General features: G+C 59.8%; 18 protein-coding genes, 1 pseudogene and 1 riboswitch. Of the genes and pseudogenes, 10 read left to right on the top strand and 9 right to left on the bottom strand.

The window, feature by feature from the left end:
* Nucleotides 1-75 precede the first annotated feature (75 nt).
* The 3 genes from FPT12_RS21630 to FPT12_RS21620 all read left to right on the top strand — a co-directional run bounded on the left by FPT12_RS21630 (nucleotide 76) and on the right by FPT12_RS21620 (nucleotide 1,587).
* A complete protein-coding gene (locus FPT12_RS21630) occupies nucleotides 76-633 on the top strand; it encodes a hypoxanthine-guanine phosphoribosyltransferase (protein ID WP_145019799.1) in 558 nt (185 codons plus the stop codon).
* A 3-nt stretch (nucleotides 634-636) separates the two neighbouring features.
* Complete coding sequence (locus FPT12_RS21625) at nucleotides 637-1,110, top strand: WbuC family cupin fold metalloprotein (protein ID WP_145019796.1); 474 nt, start codon at nucleotides 637-639, stop codon at nucleotides 1,108-1,110.
* 189 nt (nucleotides 1,111-1,299) lie between these two features.
* Nucleotides 1,300-1,587, top strand: coding sequence for a PA4642 family protein (locus tag FPT12_RS21620; protein ID WP_054595650.1), 288 nt, complete (start codon nucleotides 1,300-1,302; stop codon nucleotides 1,585-1,587).
* 67 nt (nucleotides 1,588-1,654) lie between these two features.
* On the opposite strand, the gene mqo is transcribed toward FPT12_RS21620, so the two are convergent.
* Nucleotides 1,655-3,163 (bottom strand): malate dehydrogenase (quinone), encoded by a 1,509-nt coding sequence (gene mqo, locus FPT12_RS21615; RefSeq protein ID WP_145019793.1) that lies wholly within the window; start codon nucleotides 3,161-3,163, stop codon nucleotides 1,655-1,657.
* Nucleotides 3,164-4,161: 998 nt separating this feature from the next.
* Here mqo and FPT12_RS21610 point away from each other — a divergent pair.
* Entirely contained in the window at nucleotides 4,162-4,746 is a 585-nt protein-coding gene (locus FPT12_RS21610; protein WP_145019790.1) for a YajG family lipoprotein, read from the top strand.
* 542 nt (nucleotides 4,747-5,288) lie between these two features.
* Here FPT12_RS21610 and FPT12_RS21600 read toward each other — a convergent pair.
* The gene (locus FPT12_RS21600) at nucleotides 5,289-5,495 is read right to left on the bottom strand and encodes a hypothetical protein (RefSeq protein WP_145019787.1); all 207 of its coding nucleotides are present in this window, start codon (nucleotides 5,493-5,495) and stop codon (nucleotides 5,289-5,291) included.
* A gap of 182 nt (nucleotides 5,496-5,677) precedes the next feature.
* Here FPT12_RS21600 and FPT12_RS21595 point away from each other — a divergent pair, with 182 nt between their 5' ends.
* Complete coding sequence (locus FPT12_RS21595; protein ID WP_178098847.1) at nucleotides 5,678-5,965, top strand: hypothetical protein; 288 nt, start codon at nucleotides 5,678-5,680, stop codon at nucleotides 5,963-5,965.
* Nucleotides 5,966-6,025: 60 nt separating this feature from the next.
* Here the strand turns inward: FPT12_RS21595 and FPT12_RS21590 are convergent, their stop codons facing one another.
* On the bottom strand, nucleotides 6,026-7,192 hold the full coding sequence (locus FPT12_RS21590; protein WP_145019781.1) for a 1-acyl-sn-glycerol-3-phosphate acyltransferase: 1,167 nt from the start codon (nucleotides 7,190-7,192) through the stop codon (nucleotides 6,026-6,028).
* Nucleotides 7,193-7,332: 140 nt separating this feature from the next.
* On the opposite strand from FPT12_RS21590, the gene FPT12_RS21585 reads away from it, so the two are divergent.
* The 3 genes from FPT12_RS21585 to FPT12_RS21575 are packed head-to-tail and all read left to right on the top strand — an operon-like array spanning nucleotide 7,333 to nucleotide 8,445.
* Nucleotides 7,333-7,515, top strand: coding sequence for a CPXCG motif-containing cysteine-rich protein (locus FPT12_RS21585; protein ID WP_123424980.1), 183 nt, complete (start codon nucleotides 7,333-7,335; stop codon nucleotides 7,513-7,515).
* A 12-nt stretch (nucleotides 7,516-7,527) separates the two neighbouring features.
* A complete protein-coding gene (locus FPT12_RS21580; RefSeq protein WP_054595657.1) occupies nucleotides 7,528-7,788 on the top strand; it encodes a putative signal transducing protein in 261 nt (86 codons plus the stop codon).
* Between the two features lie 36 nt (nucleotides 7,789-7,824).
* A complete protein-coding gene (locus FPT12_RS21575; protein ID WP_103320210.1) occupies nucleotides 7,825-8,445 on the top strand; it encodes an SOS response-associated peptidase in 621 nt (206 codons plus the stop codon).
* Nucleotides 8,446-8,543: 98 nt separating this feature from the next.
* On the opposite strand, the gene FPT12_RS28425 is transcribed toward FPT12_RS21575, so the two are convergent.
* Both FPT12_RS28425 and FPT12_RS28420 read right to left on the bottom strand, forming a co-directional pair.
* Nucleotides 8,544-9,287: a methyl-accepting chemotaxis protein gene (locus FPT12_RS28425; RefSeq protein ID WP_371922602.1), complete on the bottom strand. Its 744-nt coding sequence runs from the start codon at nucleotides 9,285-9,287 to the stop codon at nucleotides 8,544-8,546.
* A 111-nt stretch (nucleotides 9,288-9,398) separates the two neighbouring features.
* Nucleotides 9,399-9,596, bottom strand: a pseudogene (locus FPT12_RS28420) (HAMP domain-containing protein); the annotation flags it as partial.
* A gap of 1,363 nt (nucleotides 9,597-10,959) precedes the next feature.
* Here FPT12_RS28420 and FPT12_RS21565 point away from each other — a divergent pair.
* On the top strand, nucleotides 10,960-11,778 hold the full coding sequence (locus FPT12_RS21565) for a M48 family metallopeptidase (protein WP_145019774.1): 819 nt from the start codon (nucleotides 10,960-10,962) through the stop codon (nucleotides 11,776-11,778).
* A 48-nt stretch (nucleotides 11,779-11,826) separates the two neighbouring features.
* Here FPT12_RS21565 and FPT12_RS21560 read toward each other — a convergent pair whose 3' ends face one another.
* From FPT12_RS21560 to FPT12_RS21550, 3 genes are all read right to left on the bottom strand, one after another.
* On the bottom strand, nucleotides 11,827-12,411 hold the full coding sequence (locus tag FPT12_RS21560) for a TMEM165/GDT1 family protein (RefSeq protein WP_071553377.1): 585 nt from the start codon (nucleotides 12,409-12,411) through the stop codon (nucleotides 11,827-11,829).
* Between the two features lie 89 nt (nucleotides 12,412-12,500).
* A riboswitch (yybP-ykoY riboswitch) is annotated at nucleotides 12,501-12,622 on the bottom strand.
* A gap of 40 nt (nucleotides 12,623-12,662) precedes the next feature.
* Complete coding sequence (locus FPT12_RS21555; RefSeq protein WP_123582786.1) at nucleotides 12,663-13,661, bottom strand: class I SAM-dependent methyltransferase; 999 nt, start codon at nucleotides 13,659-13,661, stop codon at nucleotides 12,663-12,665.
* A gap of 33 nt (nucleotides 13,662-13,694) precedes the next feature.
* Entirely contained in the window at nucleotides 13,695-14,660 is a 966-nt protein-coding gene (locus FPT12_RS21550; RefSeq protein WP_145019771.1) for a 2-hydroxyacid dehydrogenase, read from the bottom strand.
* 92 nt (nucleotides 14,661-14,752) lie between these two features.
* On the opposite strand from FPT12_RS21550, the gene FPT12_RS21545 reads away from it, so the two are divergent.
* The gene (locus tag FPT12_RS21545; RefSeq protein WP_145019768.1) at nucleotides 14,753-15,382 is read left to right on the top strand and encodes a LysE family translocator; all 630 of its coding nucleotides are present in this window, start codon (nucleotides 14,753-14,755) and stop codon (nucleotides 15,380-15,382) included.
* On the opposite strand, the gene FPT12_RS21540 is transcribed toward FPT12_RS21545, so the two are convergent.
* A complete protein-coding gene (locus FPT12_RS21540) occupies nucleotides 15,366-16,139 on the bottom strand; it encodes a helix-turn-helix domain-containing protein (protein ID WP_145019765.1) in 774 nt (257 codons plus the stop codon). The genes FPT12_RS21545 and FPT12_RS21540 overlap by 17 nt on opposite strands.
* Between the last annotated feature and the right edge of the window lie 33 nt (nucleotides 16,140-16,172).

The following is a 16,172-nucleotide window of genomic DNA, read 5'->3' as shown; positions in this document are numbered from 1 at the left end:
AAACGCTTGATCTGACCCGGCGGGATGCGTACCTTTGCTCGCTTTTCCGAATCCGCCACCCCCTTGGAGAGCACCATGTCCGCTGATCTCGAGCATATCCGTCAAATCATGCGAGAGGCTGACTGCCTGTACACCGAAGCTGAAGTCGAGGCGGCCATCGCCCGCGTTGGTGCGCAAATCAACGATCAGTTGGCTGAAAGCAACCCGGTGGTGTTCTGCGTGATGAACGGCGGCCTGATTTTCTCTGGCAAACTGCTGCCCCATCTGAATTTCCCGCTGGAAGCTTCCTACCTGCACGCTACCCGCTATCGCAACGAAACCAGCGGCGGCGACCTGTTCTGGAAGGCCAAGCCAGAAGTCTCGTTCATCGACCGTGACGTGCTGATCATCGACGACATCCTCGACGAAGGCCACACCCTGGGCGCAATCATCGACTTCTGCAAACACGCTGGCGCCCGCGCTGTGCACACCGCCGTACTGATCGATAAAGACCACGACCGCAAGGCTCGCCCGGACCTGAAAGCCGATTTCGTCGGCCTGCCGTGCATCGACCGCTACATCTTCGGTTACGGCATGGACTACAAAGGCTACTGGCGCAACGCCGCCGGGATCTACGCCGTCAAAGGAATGTAAGACATGGCCGTGCCGAGCTTTCTTGATCAAGCACTGTTTACCGAGCTGGCCGAGAAAGCTGCGGCCAATCCTCGTGGCCGGCAGCATCACAACTTCCATCAGATGGACGAGCCGTGCCACCGCATGGCGATTGGTTTGCAGCCGTCGACCTACATTCCACCTCATCGGCATCTGGGCGGCGACAAGGCTGAAACCCTGCTGGTCCTCAAGGGCCGTCTGGGTGTGCTGGTGTTCGACGAGGCAGGCCAGGTGGTTGCCAAGCGAGTGCTGGAGTGCGGTGGCGATACGCTGGGGATCGACCTGCCGACCGGTGTTTACCATGGCTTGGTGGCGCTGGAAGCAGACAGCGTGATATTCGAGTGCAAAGCCGGACCTTATCGCCCGGTGGGCGAGGGCGAGCACGCCCATTGGGCGCCTCGCGAAGGTGAACCTGGCGTTGCCGAGTATCAGGCCTGGATGCGCGAACAGTTCGACTGACGGTGTGCTTCGCGTTGTTTTGTAGCTGCTGGACGATCTGATTCTGTTCCTCAGCTATGCCAACGATCACATCTGGGCAGGTTTGCGTGCCGGTGTCGGGCGTACGCATTGAGCGCTGGTCGTTGAGGCTTGGGGCGGGGCAGGGGTAAACTGCCCGCCCCGTGAGATGTCTGCGAGCTGGAGTCGGCAATGCGTAAAGATAAGAAACAGGTGATTGGTGACGAGATCGGCGATGCGCAGATCAAATTGTTCCTCGATTTTGAACCGGTCGACGCGACATCACCGTCCCTGCACAAACTGATCAAGGCCTACCGTGGCCTGCGTATCGACGATTTCGAGCGTTTCCTGGCGTTCTTCGTCGAGGCCGGTTACGACCTGGATGGCAAGGACGAGCACGGCAAGGACTTCGTTGCCCTGATCCAGGATCAGCGTAATGCCGCCGACTACATCGAGTTGATCCAGAAAGCTCGCGGCTAAGATGTTTTAGAGCCATAAAAAAACGCCCCGCTCTCAATGAGAACGGGGCGTTTTTTATGCGTGACAATCAAGCGAAGCTTGGGGTCTCGCTGCTTTCTTCAACCAGTTCCAGCGCGATGTTGTTCTGCGCGTTGATCTTGCGATACAGCGCAGCATCGGTTTCCAGAACTTTTTCCCGGGCCGGGAAGATTTCGGCCAGCTTGGCTGCCCACTCACCCTTGGCTTTGTTCGGGAAGCATTTTTCGATCAGCTCAAGCATGATCGACACCGTGACCGACGCGCCTGGCGATGCACCGAGCAGCGCGGCAAGCGATCCGTCCTTGGCGGCAACCAGTTCGGTACCGAACTGCAGGATGCCGCCTTTTTTCGGGTCTTTCTTGATGATCTGCACGCGCTGGCCAGCAACTTCCAGACGCCAGTCTTCGGCCTTGGCTTCAGGGTAGAAGCGGCGCAGCGATTCCAGGCGTTGTTCCATCGACTGCATCACTTCGCTGACCAGGTACTTGGTCAGGTCCATGTTGTTTTTCGCCACGGCCAGCATCGGGCCGATGTTACCGGCGCGAACCGACATCGGCAGGTCCATGAACGAACCGTGCTTGAGGAACTTGGTGGTGAAACCGGCGTAAGGTCCGAACAGCAGGGACTTCTGGCCATCGACGACACGGGTGTCCAGGTGTGGCACCGACATTGGTGGCGAACCCACTGCTGCCTGGCTGTAGACCTTGGCCTGGTGGTGTTTGACCACTTCCGGGTTGTCGCAACGCAGCCATTGGCCGCTGATCGGGAAACCGCCGAAACCTTTGCTTTCTTCGATGCCCGAAGCCTGCAACAACGGCAAGGCTGCGCCGCCGGCACCGAGGAACACGAATTTGGCATCGACTTCGCGGGTGTTGCCGCTGTTGACGTCCTTGATACTGACGGTCCAGCCGTTGCCGTTACGCTTGAGACCGGTCACGCGCTTGCAGTACTTGACCTGGGCGTCGGGTGCGCTGGTCAGGTGCTTGAGCAGTTGATTGGTCAGGGCGCCGAAGTTGACGTCGGTGCCGTTCATCACGCGGGTTGCGGCAATGACTTCGTCGGCCGGACGACCAGGCATCATCAATGGCATCCATTCGGCCATTCTTGCCTTGTCTTCGGTGTACTCCATCTCGGCGAAGGCGTGGTGCTTGCTCAGCAACTTGAAACGTTCCTTGAGGAACGAAACGCCTGCGTCACCTTGCACGAAGCTCAGGTGCGGGACCGGGCTGATGAAGGATTTCGACGAGCCGAAGGTGCCTTTTCGGGTCAGGTAGGACCAGAACTGCTTCGACACCTCGAACTGGGTGTTGATGTGCACGGCTTTCTTGATGTCGACGCTGCCGTCAGCGGCCTGTGGCGTGTAGTTCAGCTCACATAGCCCGGCGTGACCGGTACCGGCGTTGTTCCACGGGTTGGAACTCTCCGCGGCACCGGAATCCATCAGCTCGACGACTTCCAGCTTGATCGCGGGGTCGAGCTCTTTGAGCAATACAGCAAGGGTGGCACTCATGATGCCGGCCCCAACCAGTACTACGTCGACTGCTTCGTTATGCGCCATTTAACGCGTCTCCAAAATCTGCAGCACCAAATTGTCGGCATAGCTGCCAGGAGTTACGGGGCATGCTCTGTAGAGCCCCGGGTCACCCATGGCCAGGATCGCCATGTCCGAATCTTCGCAATTTTTTGCAACTTCGACAGACGCTACCCACCGGGCTCAGGGTTCCTATGAACTCACTTCAGCGCGCGGGAGGCAATTCGACTTATGGTCGATACGTCCGTTTGTGCAACCAAATCCGTAGTGGACAGGCTTCAGGCTCCAGTTCTTGAGGAGTACTCGGTCCTGTGTCGTTGGGCTGTTGTAGACGCTAATGGTGCATATTCAGACGCAAAACTATTCATTTGCTCGCCACACTCTTGTGAAGTTGTGAAAACCCGTTTTTTTCACGCTCTTTTGAAGACGTGAACCTCAAAAAAAGGGCTGTCCCAGCCTGGCACCGTGTCCGCATGGATTGCCGCCATGGGATACAGGGCAGGCAAAACGGGCAAACAGCTCAGTGACCGAGCGTAACGACAGCTCTGGCAGATTCGCGAAAAGTGGTGGTTTGCAGGATAAACAGCAAGCTCGCCAGCTTCACTCGATCTGTGTGGGCGGCTCTCTGTGGGCGGTGCGGGGTGTCAATACAAGCGCATTGACGATGCTGCGAGGCCCGATCAGGAGACGTCCTTATAATCGGGGGGAGATTGTAGCGAAGAAACGCAGGGAAATGGTCGTGTTTAATGACTTTTATTAGCCATTCGGTCAGGTGGGCTACAGGGCATGCAAGCGTGCATCAGCAATGCGCTGGTTCAGACGGGTGCTGGTTGGTAGCGGCTGGTGCAACCAGTTGAGGCGAATTTCTTCGATTTCCACCCGGAAGTTAGCAGTACGGCATGACACTGAGGTTACCGAGCGCCCGCAAGCGCAGACTTTGCACAAGTCTTCAGGGTTACTGGTTTGAAGCGCGTGCCCACCGCTATACTGCCGATCAGTTTGTATTTGTATCTGGAGAGTAGCGCATGTTGCAACGACTGTTGTTCGGTTTGATCACTGTGACCAGCTTGACCCTGGCTGGCTGCGCCAACAGCCCGCAACAACTAGCCCCGGAGCCTAAGCTCACGACTCAGCTCGCGCCGGTCGGGCATGGTCAGCCGGTGGTGGTGAGGGTGGTCGATGGCCGTCCTTCGCCAACCTTGGGCACCCGTGGTGGCCTGTACCCTGAAACCAGCGCAATCACGGTACAAGGTGCGCAAATCCTGCCGAAGTTGCAGGCCCAGGCCGAAGCAGCGGTGCGTTTGCTGGGTTTCACGCCAACGCCTAATGCTTACAACGCGCCGCAGTTGACGGTGACGCTGGCAGAACTGACGTATCAGTCGCCCAAAGAAGGCATGTATGTGACTGAGGCGACCATTGGCGCGGCTTTCCGCTCTGATGTGCAGAATGCCAATCATCGTTACAGTGGCCGTTATGCGGCGTCGCTGAATCAGCGTTTTGGTATGGCGCCGAATCAGGAAACCAACACCAAGCTGGTGAGCGATGTGTTGAGTGATGCGTTGACCCGGTTGTTCAAGGATCCGACGGTGGGTCAGATGCTCGCCCAATAACGGTTCGTTGTCTTCAAGAAGCCCGGTGCCAGTGATGGCTCCGGGCTTTTTTGTGCCTGCGGTTTTTTGGTGGGAGCGCCTTTTGTGGGAGCTGAGCTTGCTCGCGATAGCGGCCTGACAGCCGACTAATCTCTTTCAGGTGTACATATCCATTCCTGCGGTAACGGCGGCTGACGGTTTCGCTCTTACAGCGACTCCCTTTGGCAAACGCCCCAAAGGAAGCAAAGGTCTTCGCCCCAAGCGTACGGCACCTCGCCTAGGCTCGGCGTCCCCTCGCTCCGGTGTCCATCAGGGGGCATCGCCTCCGGTCGGCTTCGCTTCGACCTCCTCTCGATGTATTCGGCTTCGCCGAACGGCGCTGCGCGCCTACCCCCTGATGAACACCTCCACTCGGCCTGCCGAAGGGGCGGGTGGATCAAGATCAACAGCGGCAGGCGAGCTAACGCTCGGCCTGTTGAGTGGTGAGGGCGGGTGCGCCACTTCGTTGTGGGTGGGGGATATCCGTAGGAGCTGCCGCAGGCTGCGATCTTTTGATATTGGCTTTAGGCCGCTTCCACATAAAAATCCAGCATGCTCACGCCCGTCAGCAGGTCGGTTTCCGGCAGGTCGGCGTGTGGGTGGCCGCCCAGGGCGCAGTAGACGAGCCAGTGGCGGTCCTGGACGTTGAAGGCGAGGCTGCCGACGAGGTTTTGTTGTTCGTCGCTGGGGGCGATCAGGTAGAGGCGATCCTGGTTTTCTGCGTGCAGCATGACAGGCTCCGTGTCGGTTTCGAGGGGCGACAGGCTGGCTTGTTAAGGTGACGTTCAGGTGACAGTGCGCATTAATCAGTAAATTACCGGTCACTGGAGTGCAACGCGCAGGGCGTAAAAAGCGTCTGGCCACTTACCGCTGTTTTCAGGCCACAAGTGCTGTTTTTTACGTGAGGGGCATGATGTCGCTGCATATGAGCTGGTCTGCTGTCAGCGCTCATCCCGGGAGCCTGATGAATCTTTTTGCGTTGTTGATCGCCTTGCCTGGTGCCTGGCTGTTGCACGTGACCCGTCGTCGCGAACGGCTGGCGCTGAAGAACCTGGCGGCACAAAGTGCGGAACGGGCGATCGATGAACCGCTGCTGTTTCTGGACATCGCAACGCTGCGCCTGAACCGGTTTTGCTACCGTTTCGGTTTTGCCTGCCTGGCCTTGGCGCTACTGCTGTCGTGGGTCAGCCGGCATTTTTGAGGTTTGCATCGCACATGAAAACGGCGCCTCGAGGCGCCGTTGTTGTATTCAGCCGAAACCTTACAGCGGCAAACCCGCCTTGACCCGGTACTGATTGCGCACCGGTGTTGCGTATTGAAGCACCAGGAACGGCCGATGTTCCTCGGGGCACGCATCGAGACGGTTTTGCCACTCTTGCTGGGCCTTGGCCAGTTCCTCGGCCGGGAACAGTGTGGCGGCGCTCGGCACCTGCAGTTGCGGGTCGGCGTTGCTCCATTGGGCGTACGCCAGGTAGTGCACCGGGAACAACCGGTAACCGCCGAGGATCTGCCGGTCCATCTCGATTGCCAGTTGCTTGGTGTCTTCGAACAGCTCGCTGATCGGTGCCGCGAAGTTCACGTGGACCCGGCCTTTGTAGCCGGTGATGCCTTTGGCGATGCTCGCATCGTCCTCGCCGGGCACCTTGGTGTAGCTGCCGGTGGTGGCGCGGATGTACAGCTCGCGGGCCTTGGCCTGATCGCACGGGTCGTACTCGTAGCTGATCGACACCGGCGTCAGGTTCAGCGACTGGATGACCTCGCCAAACGGCTCGTCCTTGCGGCTCATGTGGAACATCTTGAGGATCGCCGACTCGGTACGGTCGTCACCGTCCTTGGCGCGGCCTTCGGCCTGGGCGATCCAGATCGACTGGCAGTCGTTGAGGATCGAGTGATTGATATAGGCCGACAGCAACTGATACGCCGCCATTTTCTCGCGACGACCGCTGATGGAGCGGTGCACGATAAAGCTCTTGTTCAGGCGCATCAGATCGCTGACGAAGGGCTTTTGCAGCAGGTTGTCGCCAATCGCGATGCGCGGCGTCGGCAGGCCGGCGTGGTAGATCGCGTAGTTGACGAAGGCCGGGTCCATCACGATGTCACGGTGGTTGGCCAGAAACAGATAAGCGCTGCCGGACTTGAATTGTTCGACCCCGGTGTAGGTCACTCCGTCGGTGGCACGCTCGATGGTGTGGTCGACATAAAACTCGACCTTGTCCTGCAAGGTTGCAACCGAACGGACGCCGGCAAACTCACGGCGCAGCCGATAAGCTATAAGTGGTTTGAGCATCCAGCCGAAGGCACCGGCAAAACGCGGGAAGCGGAAGTGGGTGAGGATATCTAGAAACGCCTTGTCGCCCAGCAACCGTGCCAGCACCGCTGGGACTTCGCTGTCGTCGTAAGGTCGGATGGCATCGAATTCGCCCATCATGCTCTCTTGTTAGAAACGGCTAGGGTAAGTAATGGATTGGATCGATTACGGCAGGTGTACAGTCTGAAAAATACGCCCAAACAAAAATGGCCCTGCAAATAGACCGGCGATTATACGCACAAGTCACTTGGGAGACCGCGATGCTGGAAACCGAGCGCTACGAATGTCCTTATTGTGGTGAAGAGTCAGAGGCGGTTCTGGATTTGTCGGGAGGGGATCAGACGTATATCGAGGATTGCCCTGTGTGTTGTCGACCGATCAAATTTACTCTGCAGACAGATGGTCATGAATGGATGCTCGAAGTTCACAGCGAAAACGAGTGAAGGGTGGCGGCTATGCAGCGCATCTACGAACCGGAAAACCTGATGGAAGGTGAGTTGTTGCAGGGCATGTTGGCCAGCGAAGGGGTCGAGGCGCATCTGGTGGGGCGTGATCTGCTGGGCGGCGCGGGCGAGTTGCCGGTGTTCGGGCTGCTGGGACTGGCGGTGGATAACGATCAGGCGCAATACGCCCGGGAGTTGATCGCTGCGTACAATGCCGCGCTGCCGATGCCCGGCGACGAACCGGATAGCTTTCCCGACGTCCTGGTCTGTTAGGCTGGCGTTTGTTTTCGTTCAGAGTCGTGTTGCCCCATGTGTGGACGTTTTGCCCTGTTTCGTTGGAACCCCGCGTTCGCGGCCTTGCCCGGCTTCCCGGCCGATCAGCAGGCGCAGTGGAATATTTCGCCCAATGATTCGGTGCTGATCCTGCGCGCCGAGGCGGGGCAGCGCACGCTGGCCCGCGCGCGTTGGGGGCTGACGCCGCCGTGGCTGACCGACCTGTCGAAAACCCCGGCCCATGCCCGGGCAGAGACCGTCGCCGAGCAACCGATGTTTCGTGAGGCTTTCCGTCTGCGCCGTTGTCTGTTGCCGGCCAACGGCTTTTACGAATGGCGCGGCACTACCCGCAAGCGCCCTTACTGGCTGACGCCGGGCGAGGGCTCGGCGCTGTTTTTTGCGGCGATCTGGGAAGCGTATCCAGTGCAGGAACAGGTGTGGCTGAGCACGGCGGTGGTGACTCAGGCCGCCTCGAATCAGCGTCGTCCGTTGATTCTCGATGCCGCCGGTCAAGAGGCCTGGCTCAACCCCGAAACCCCGTTGCACACCTTGCAGGCGCTGCTCGCCAGCGAACCTGCCGCCTTGCGCGAACGGGTACTGGCGAATCTGGTGAATGATCCGAAACTCAATGCGCCAGAGTGTCTGACGCCGGGTTGATCAGGTCGCCTTGACTGACGCCATCGCGAGCAGGCTCGCTCCCACATTGGAACTCGGTCAACTGTGGGAGCGAGCCTGCTCGCGATGGGGTCTTGGGATCAGACCTTGAACTGATTGATCAACCGCCGCTGCTGCTCGGCCAGTTTGGTCAGGTCGGCACTGGCCGCGCTCGACTCATCCGCGCCGCCCGCGACTTCATTGGCCACCTGGCCGATATTGATCACGTTGCGGTTGATGTCATCGGCGACTGCGCTTTGCTCTTCGGCGGCGCTGGCGATCTGGGTGTTCATGTCGTTGATGACCGACACCGCCTGAGTGATGGTCTCCAGCGCCTGCGCCGCCTTGGCCGCGTGCTGCACGCTTTCGTCGGTCTTGTTCTGGCTGTCTTCCATCACCCGCACCACGTCGCGCGTGCCTTGCTGCAACTGCTGAATCATCGACTGGATTTCTTCAGTCGCCTGCTGGGTTTTCTGCGCCAGGTTGCGCACTTCATCGGCCACCACTGCAAAGCCCCGGCCTTGTTCACCGGCCCGTGCGGCCTCGATGGCCGCGTTCAACGCCAACAAATTGGTCTGTTCGGCAATCCCGCGAATGGCGATCAGGATCGCGTTGATGTTCTCGCTGTCCTTGGCCAGGGTTTGCACCACACCGACCGCTCTACCGATTTCCACCGCGAGGACGCCAATCGAGGTCGAGGTGTCGCGCACGATCTGCATGCCCTGGGCGGCGGCCTGATCGGCATGGCTGGCGGCTTGGGCGGCCTGGGTCGCATTGCGGGCCACGTCCTGGGCGGTGGCGGTCATTTCCTGCACCGCGGTGGCCACCTGATCGATCTCGGCCATTTGCTTGTGCACGCCGAGGTTGGTGCGAATGGCGATGTCGGCGGTGTGTTCGGACGAATCGCTGACGCTCTGCACCGAGGTCACCACCTGGGTGATCATCGCCTGCAACTTGGCGAGGAAGGTGTTGAAGCCCTTGGCGATCGAGCCGAGTTCGTCGGCGCGGTCGCTGGTCAGGCGGCGCGTCAGATCACCTTCGCCCTGAGCAATGTCATCAAGCATCGCAACCATCTGTTTCAGCGGGCGGGCGATACCGTGGCCCACCAGCCAGATCACCAGTAAACCCAGGCCGGCAATCACCAGGCCGACCATGGCCATGCCAAAGGTGTCGGCCTTGCGCTGGGTGTTCAGGTCGCCCTGCAGTTGTTGCAGATCGGCCATGACCGCGTTCAGCGGCAATTGCAGCAGCAGGGTCCAGCGCGCATCGGTCTGGCCAATACCGAATGGCAGGTACAGCTCGATCCTGCCGTTGGCCTTGTCGACGTTATAGGTCACTTCGCCGCGATTGAGCTTGCCAAGGTTGGCCACCTGAGTGGCGTCGAGGATGTCGCTGACCTTTTCGCCGAACTTGCTCGGGTCCTTGGTGTAGGCGACCAAGCGCTGGTTACCACCAATCAGGGCCATTTCACCGGCACCGTTATAAAGCTTCTGGTTCGCGGCCAGGAGCATTTCCTGAATGAAGTTCACCGACAAGTCCGCGCCGACGATGCCCTGAAAGGTGCCGTTGAGCATGATCGGTTCAATAAAGGAGGCGAGCATGACGATCTTGTCGCCGACCTTGTAAGGCGCCGGGTCGATCACGCAGGATTTTTTGCCTTCCTGGGAGCACAGGTAGTACTCACTGGCGCGCACGCCTGTGGACAACGCGGTGCGGTCGTTGACGTCCGCCAGCTTGTCGACGCCCAGGCTGCCGTCGTCATTGCGGAACCACCACGGCAGGAAACGCCCGGTGGTGGCATCAATGCCAACTGTTTTGCTGCCGATGTAGGCCGCGTCATTGTGATCCAGTGCGTTCGGTTCCCAGCCGATGTAAGTGCCGAGAATCTTCGGATTCTTCGCGACGTTTTCCTTGATCAGGCTGATCAATTGCTCACGGCTGAGGGTCAGCGCCGGTTTGCCGTCGGCATCCTGGGAGCCAATCAAGGCGTTGACCCGAACCAGACCGCCAGCGATCAGCAGGGGCGCTTCGAGTTCGCGCTGGATCTGGCTGACCTGGGTTTGCGCCAGTCCACGCAGGCGTTGCTCGATGACTTGCTCGAATTGCGCCTGGGTCCGCTGCTGGACCATTTCCTGGGTACGCGCGCCGGAAAACAGTGCATACAGCACCAGCGTCGCCACCACGCTGAGCACGATGGCGCCGGCAAGCGCGGCGACGGAAAACTGGATCGACTTGAATTTCATAGGGGCTCCGGACGCAAGATGACGTCTGCCGAGCTGTATCGGCGCAGGTGCGGCGGTCCATGAGCGGGTTTTTTGCCGATGACTGTTTTTGATCTGTGCAGGTCGCATAGAGACAGGTGTCAGGCCCGCGTGCTCTCGGGGCACGGTGTTTTATGAATTTATTGCGACAGTGAGGGGGAATGTATCGGTAAATGACGTGCTACATGTCTGTTGTATCTAGCGCTGATACAAAGCACCGCCTAGGATACGCGCCATATTTCCAGGGAGGCTGTTCATGAGTAAGGCATTGGTTTTGTGTGCACTGGGTGCAAGTCTGCTGCTCAGTGGTTGCCAGTCGGTCAACACCACCAACGGTGGCGCGGTGGGCGTGGAGCGCAAGCAGTACATGTTCAGCATGCTGTCGACCGATGAGGTTAACCAGATGTATGCCCAGTCCTACCAAAAGACTGTGGGTGAGGCGAGCAGCAAGGGTGTGCTGGACAAGAATAGTAATGAGGCCAAACGGGTCCAGGCGATTGCCAATCGGTTGATCGCACAGGCACCGGTTTTCCGGCCGGATTCGGCGCAGTGGAAGTGGGAAGTCAATCTGATCAAGAGTGACGAGCTCAACGCCAACTGCGGTCCTGGCGGCAAGATCATTTTCTACACCGGGTTGATCGACAGCCTGAAACTCACCGACGATGAAATCGCTGCGGTCATGGGCCATGAAATTGCCCACGCCTTGCGCGAGCATGGTCGTGAAGCGATGTCCAAGGCCTATGGCATCGAAATGGCCAAGCAGGGCGCCGGTGCCTTGCTCGGGTTGGGGCAGGACACGCTGGCCCTGGCCGATACCGTGGCCAACTACGGCATGACCTTGCCCAACAGTCGCGCCAATGAAAACGAAGCTGACCTGATCGGCCTGGAACTGGCCGCCCGCGCTGGCTACAACCCGAACGCGGCGATCACTCTGTGGGACAAGATGAGCAAGGCTTCCGAAGGTTCGCCGCCAGAATTCATGAGCACTCACCCGGCGTCCAGCAGCCGGGTTGCGTCGCTCCAGGCAGCGATTCCGAAAGTCATGCCGCTTTACCAGCAGGCCAAAAAGTCTTGAGCCAATGATCGTTCCCACGCTCTGCGTGGGAACGATCTTCCTGCTGGGTTACACCCACCCGCTGCTCTGCATCGCCTTGTACACCGCGACGATGGCCAGGATGAAGAACGCCGATGCTGCCAGGCGGCGGATCAGGGTCAGGGGCAGTTTGTCTGCGGCAAAATTACCCGCCAGCACTACCGGCACGTTGGCAATCAGCATGCCGAGCGTGGTGCCGATGATCACCAGCCACAGCTCAGGGTACTGAGCGGCGAGCATCACGGTGGCGATCTGGGTCTTGTCGCCGATTTCGGCGAGGAAGAACGCAATCAGCGTGGTCAGAAACGGCCCGAATTTGCGCGCAGTGCTGGCTTCGTCCTCATCCATCTTGTCTGGCACCAGGGTCCACAGCGCCGTCGCGGTAAAGCTTGCGGCGAGGATCCAGTGCAGCGTCGCATCCGAGAAGAAACTCCCGAACCAGGCGCCGACGGCACCCGCGGCCGCGTGGTTGGCCAGGGTTGCCGCGACGATACCGGCGATGATCGGCCAGGGTTTGCGAAAGCGTGCGGCGAGAATGAGCGCGAGCAATTGCGTCTTGTCGCCGATTTCGGCCAAGGCAACGACAGCGGTGGGAACGAGAAGAGAATCCAGCATCAGGGTTTTCCTAAGGGGCGGGTCGACACGGCTATGACACGTACAGCCTCCCCGCCCCGGGTAAGGTGTGCGTGTCATAGGTCTTGTCAAACCCTGCGATCCATCTGAGTGGACGCTTGGGTCGCATACGCCATGGTCTGAGGACCAAGTATGTTGACGTATGCCGGACGAGCATGGCGCTCGTGGGAGACTACTCCCCTAGGACGGAGCGGATTCTGCCTAGGCAAAATCCATTCGGCAAGCGCTAATTTCTAGCCGCGTTTGGCCCGGTAGATTCGAAAACCCTGACCTTCGGCCTTGATCGCACACACACCGAGATGCTCCTCGATCAGCGGCTGATATTTCAGGAAACTGTTGGCCACCAGGCGCAGTTCACCGCCGTTTTTCAGATGTTTGGCTGCTTTTCGCAGCAGATTCTCCGTGGCGTGATAATCGGTATGAACCCCGACATGGAACGGCGGATTGCTCAGAATGGCGCTCAGACCCATCGGTGCAGCGTCGATGCCATCGCCGGTCAGCACCTCGGCTTCCAGACCGTTGGCGGCCAAGGTCAGGCGACTGCTGGCTGCGGCGAACGCATCAACGTCGAGCAGGGTGACGGTGTTGTGTGGATAACGCCGTTTCACTGCCGCGCCCAACACGCCGGCACCACAACCGAAGTCGAGCAAGTGACCGCTTGGCAGTTTGTCGAGGTGTTCGAGCAGCAGGGCACTGCCGCGATCCAGTCGACCGTGACTGAACACGCCGGGCAGGCTGATGACTTTCAGTGGACCTTCAGCCAGTGGCAGTTCGTATTCCTGCGCCAGGCTTTCCAGCGATTTGGCCTCGGGCGCGTTGGCCACGGTGACCTGCCAGAGCTGGCAGTGGCGTGCGCTGTCGAGCTTGCGCGGTTTGCCGAAGGGGTTTAGCTGTTTGGCCGCGCCTTCGATGCCGCTGCGCTTTTCACCCACCAGGTACAGCTCACGACCGGCGAGGCGCGAGGCGAGGGCGTTGAGGATGTAATCGGTCAGGTCCTTGGATTTGGGCAGGAACACAACGGCCGTTTCAAACTCGCGGCTCGGGGCATTCACGCCAAAGTGGCTGCGCTCGGCAAAGCGTGCGTCCAGCGCCGCCTGGTCGCCTGCGTGCCAGCACCAGCCGTGAGCGTTGGGCAATTTGCCCAGCAGGTCATCGGCGGGCAAACCGGCCAGCAACAACTCGCCTTGAAACAACTCAGCCTGACGAAGCAGTACTTCACTGCGCGGATCCATACTCTGCTCCTTGAAAAAAAGTGCGGCAGTTTATCAACTGACGACCCGCAGCGCTGTACCGCTGAAGAAGCCTTGGGCGTTTTCGGTCAGTTGACCGACGATCCGCTGCCGCGCCTCGCGGCTGCCCCAGGCGTTGTGCGGAGTGACGATCAAGCGCGGGATGTCGGCGGCCAACAGCGGATTGCCGGCGGTGGGTGGCTCGACACTCAGGACGTCGGTCGCCGCGCCGCCCAGATGCCCGTTGCGCAACGCATCGGCCAAGGCTTGTTCGTCGATCAGCCCACCGCGTGCGGTATTGACCACAAAGGCGCCGGGTTTGAGCAGTGCCAGTTCGCGGGCACCAATGAAGTTACGGGTATGTTCGTTGAGCGGGCAGTGCAGGGTCAGCGCGTCGATTTGCGGCAGCAGTTCATCCAGCGGTAAGCGGTCGGCGCGGGCCGGGCGCCCTGGCAATTGGCCGAGCAACACGCGCATGCCAAAGGCCTTGGCCAGCCGCGCAACAGCGCCACCCAATTCACCGTGGCCGAGCAGGCCGAGGGTTTTGCCTTCGAGCTCGACGATCGGGAAATCCAGCAGGCAGAACTGTTTGGCCTGCTGCCAGCGACCTTCAGCGACGGCTTTCTGGTAATCGCTCAGGCGGGTGGCGAGGTTGAGCAGCAACATGATCGTGTGCTGCGCCACCGACGGCGTGCCGTAACCCTGGCAGTTGCTCACGGTAATCCCTTGGGCGCGGGCGGCGGCCAGGTCGACATTGTTGGTGCCTGTGGCAGCGATCAGGATCAGCTTCAGTTCGGGGCAGGCCTTGAGGGTTTCGGCGTTCAGCAGGACTTTATTGCTGATCGCCACGCTCGCGCCTTGCAGCCGTTCGACGATGTTGTCGGGCGTGGTCAGCGAGCACAGTTGCAAGTCGTCGAAGCACTGCTGCAACCCACTGAGGTCGAGGTCGCCGAGGTCCAGGGAACTGTGGTCGAGGAATACGGCGCGGCGATTGTTGGTCATTAACTGTACCTTTTGCGCGTGAGTCTGAAGGCGTAATCTGCCGAGCCTACCAGATGAAACAAGTCGTTACGCTTGGCCTAAAGGAGCCCCCCATGTACTGGACAGAGTTTTTGACCGTCGCCCTGATTCACCTGCTGGCCGTGGCAAGCCCGGGTCCGGACTTTGCCGTGGTGGTGCGTGAGGCCGTGACCCACGGTCGTCGCGCCGGGACCTGGACGGCGCTGGGCGTCGGCTCGGCGATTTTCCTGCACGTGGGCTACTCGTTGCTTGGTATCGGCCTGATCGTCTCGCAGTCGATCGTGCTGTTCAACGCGCTGAAATGGCTGGCGGCCGCCTACTTGCTGTACATCGGCTTCAAGGCCCTGCGCGCGCAACCGGCGAAACCGGCCACCGAAGACCTGCATAAGGAAGCCGGCGAGCGCACCGCCCGCGGCGCATTTACCTCAGGGTTCGTGACCAACGGCCTGAACCCCAAAGCCACGCTGTTCTTCCTGTCGTTGTTCACCGTAGTGATCAGTCCGCATACACCATTGGCGATTCAGGCCGGTTACGGCGTTTACCTGGCAGTGGCCACCGCGATCTGGTTCTGCCTGGTGGCGATGCTGTTCAGCCAACAGCGTGTACGGGCCGGTTTCGCCCGCATGGGCCACTGGTTCGACCGCACGATGGGCGTGGTGCTGATCGCCATTGGTGTGAAGCTGGCGTTTACCGAGATGCATTGATTGCGCTGAACTGATTCAGCGCGTTGAGGTATTCCCGGGGATTGTCGCCCAGCAATCTGCGAAACATCGCGCTGAAGGCTCGGGCACTGCCATACCCCAGCTCACGCGCCACGTTCTGCACGCTTTCGCCGGCGAGCAGGCGTGGCAGGGCTTCCATCAGGCGCAACTGCTGGCGCCAGGCATTGAAATTCATCTTCAATTGTTGCTGAAACAGACGCGCCAGCGTGCGTGAGCTGGCGCCGACCTGTTGCGCCCAGTCTTCGAGCGTATTGGGGTGGCCAGGGGTTTGCAGCAGCACCAGGCAGATACCTTGCAAACGCCGATCCTCGGGCATCGGGATGTGCAGCGGAAGGTTCTCCAGACTGGCGATTTCTTCCAGCATCAACTGCTGGATCAATGGGTTTTCGGCATGTTGAGGACCTTGTACCGCCCGCAGAATCAACTCGCGCAGCAAGGGCGTGACCGCGAGCACGCAGCACTGCGTAAGGTTTGGCGGAGATAGTTCGGCGGCGATGAACAGCGAACGCATGCGCACCTCGCCCGACATGAAAATCTCATGCTCGACCAGCGGCGGAATCCACACCGCCCGGGTTGGCGGAATCACCCAAGCGCCTTGCGCGGTGACCACTCGCATCGTGCCGCACACGGCATACAGCAACTGCGCTTCGCGATGTCGATGCCGTTCCTGGTGAGCGCCATCCATGTAATCCCGTGGGTAGGCGCTGACCGGTCCATGCTGGAAATGGCTGATTATCATGTCTGATTCGATGAGTTTATTGTCAGTAACGCG

The sequence above is a fragment of the Pseudomonas sp. H3(2019) genome (genome assembly GCF_007713465.1).
Lineage (GTDB): Bacteria > Pseudomonadota > Gammaproteobacteria > Pseudomonadales > Pseudomonadaceae > Aquipseudomonas.
Note: the sequence above shows the minus strand (reverse complement) of the source record. Positions and strands in the feature narration are given on the sequence as shown.

What these genes read in the sequence shown, in the direction of transcription:
- FPT12_RS21590 (WP_145019781.1), bottom strand. Translation starts at nt 7,192, where the DNA reads ATGATGGGCGAATTCGATGCCATCCGACCTTACGACGACAGCGAAGTC.
- FPT12_RS21580 (WP_054595657.1), top strand. Translation starts at nt 7,528, where the DNA reads ATGCAGCGCATCTACGAACCGGAAAACCTGATGGAAGGTGAGTTGTTG.
- FPT12_RS21555 (WP_123582786.1), bottom strand. Translation starts at nt 13,661, where the DNA reads ATGGATCCGCGCAGTGAAGTACTGCTTCGTCAGGCTGAGTTGTTTCAA.
- FPT12_RS28425 (WP_371922602.1), bottom strand. Translation starts at nt 9,287, where the DNA reads ATGGCCGAGATCGATCAGGTGGCCACCGCGGTGCAGGAAATGACCGCC.
- FPT12_RS21600 (WP_145019787.1), bottom strand. Translation starts at nt 5,495, where the DNA reads ATGCTGCACGCAGAAAACCAGGATCGCCTCTACCTGATCGCCCCCAGC.
- FPT12_RS21550 (WP_145019771.1), bottom strand. Translation starts at nt 14,660, where the DNA reads ATGACCAACAATCGCCGCGCCGTATTCCTCGACCACAGTTCCCTGGAC.
- mqo (WP_145019793.1), bottom strand. Translation starts at nt 3,163, where the DNA reads ATGGCGCATAACGAAGCAGTCGACGTAGTACTGGTTGGGGCCGGCATC.
- FPT12_RS21595 (WP_178098847.1), top strand. Translation starts at nt 5,678, where the DNA reads ATGTCGCTGCATATGAGCTGGTCTGCTGTCAGCGCTCATCCCGGGAGC.
- FPT12_RS21625 (WP_145019796.1), top strand. Translation starts at nt 637, where the DNA reads ATGGCCGTGCCGAGCTTTCTTGATCAAGCACTGTTTACCGAGCTGGCC.
- FPT12_RS21560 (WP_071553377.1), bottom strand. Translation starts at nt 12,411, where the DNA reads ATGCTGGATTCTCTTCTCGTTCCCACCGCTGTCGTTGCCTTGGCCGAA.
- FPT12_RS21620 (WP_054595650.1), top strand. Translation starts at nt 1,300, where the DNA reads ATGCGTAAAGATAAGAAACAGGTGATTGGTGACGAGATCGGCGATGCG.
- FPT12_RS21565 (WP_145019774.1), top strand. Translation starts at nt 10,960, where the DNA reads ATGAGTAAGGCATTGGTTTTGTGTGCACTGGGTGCAAGTCTGCTGCTC.
- FPT12_RS21585 (WP_123424980.1), top strand. Translation starts at nt 7,333, where the DNA reads ATGCTGGAAACCGAGCGCTACGAATGTCCTTATTGTGGTGAAGAGTCA.
- FPT12_RS21545 (WP_145019768.1), top strand. Translation starts at nt 14,753, where the DNA reads ATGTACTGGACAGAGTTTTTGACCGTCGCCCTGATTCACCTGCTGGCC.
- FPT12_RS21575 (WP_103320210.1), top strand. Translation starts at nt 7,825, where the DNA reads ATGTGTGGACGTTTTGCCCTGTTTCGTTGGAACCCCGCGTTCGCGGCC.
- FPT12_RS21630 (WP_145019799.1), top strand. Translation starts at nt 76, where the DNA reads ATGTCCGCTGATCTCGAGCATATCCGTCAAATCATGCGAGAGGCTGAC.
- FPT12_RS21610 (WP_145019790.1), top strand. Translation starts at nt 4,162, where the DNA reads ATGTTGCAACGACTGTTGTTCGGTTTGATCACTGTGACCAGCTTGACC.
- FPT12_RS21540 (WP_145019765.1), bottom strand. Translation starts at nt 16,139, where the DNA reads ATGATAATCAGCCATTTCCAGCATGGACCGGTCAGCGCCTACCCACGG.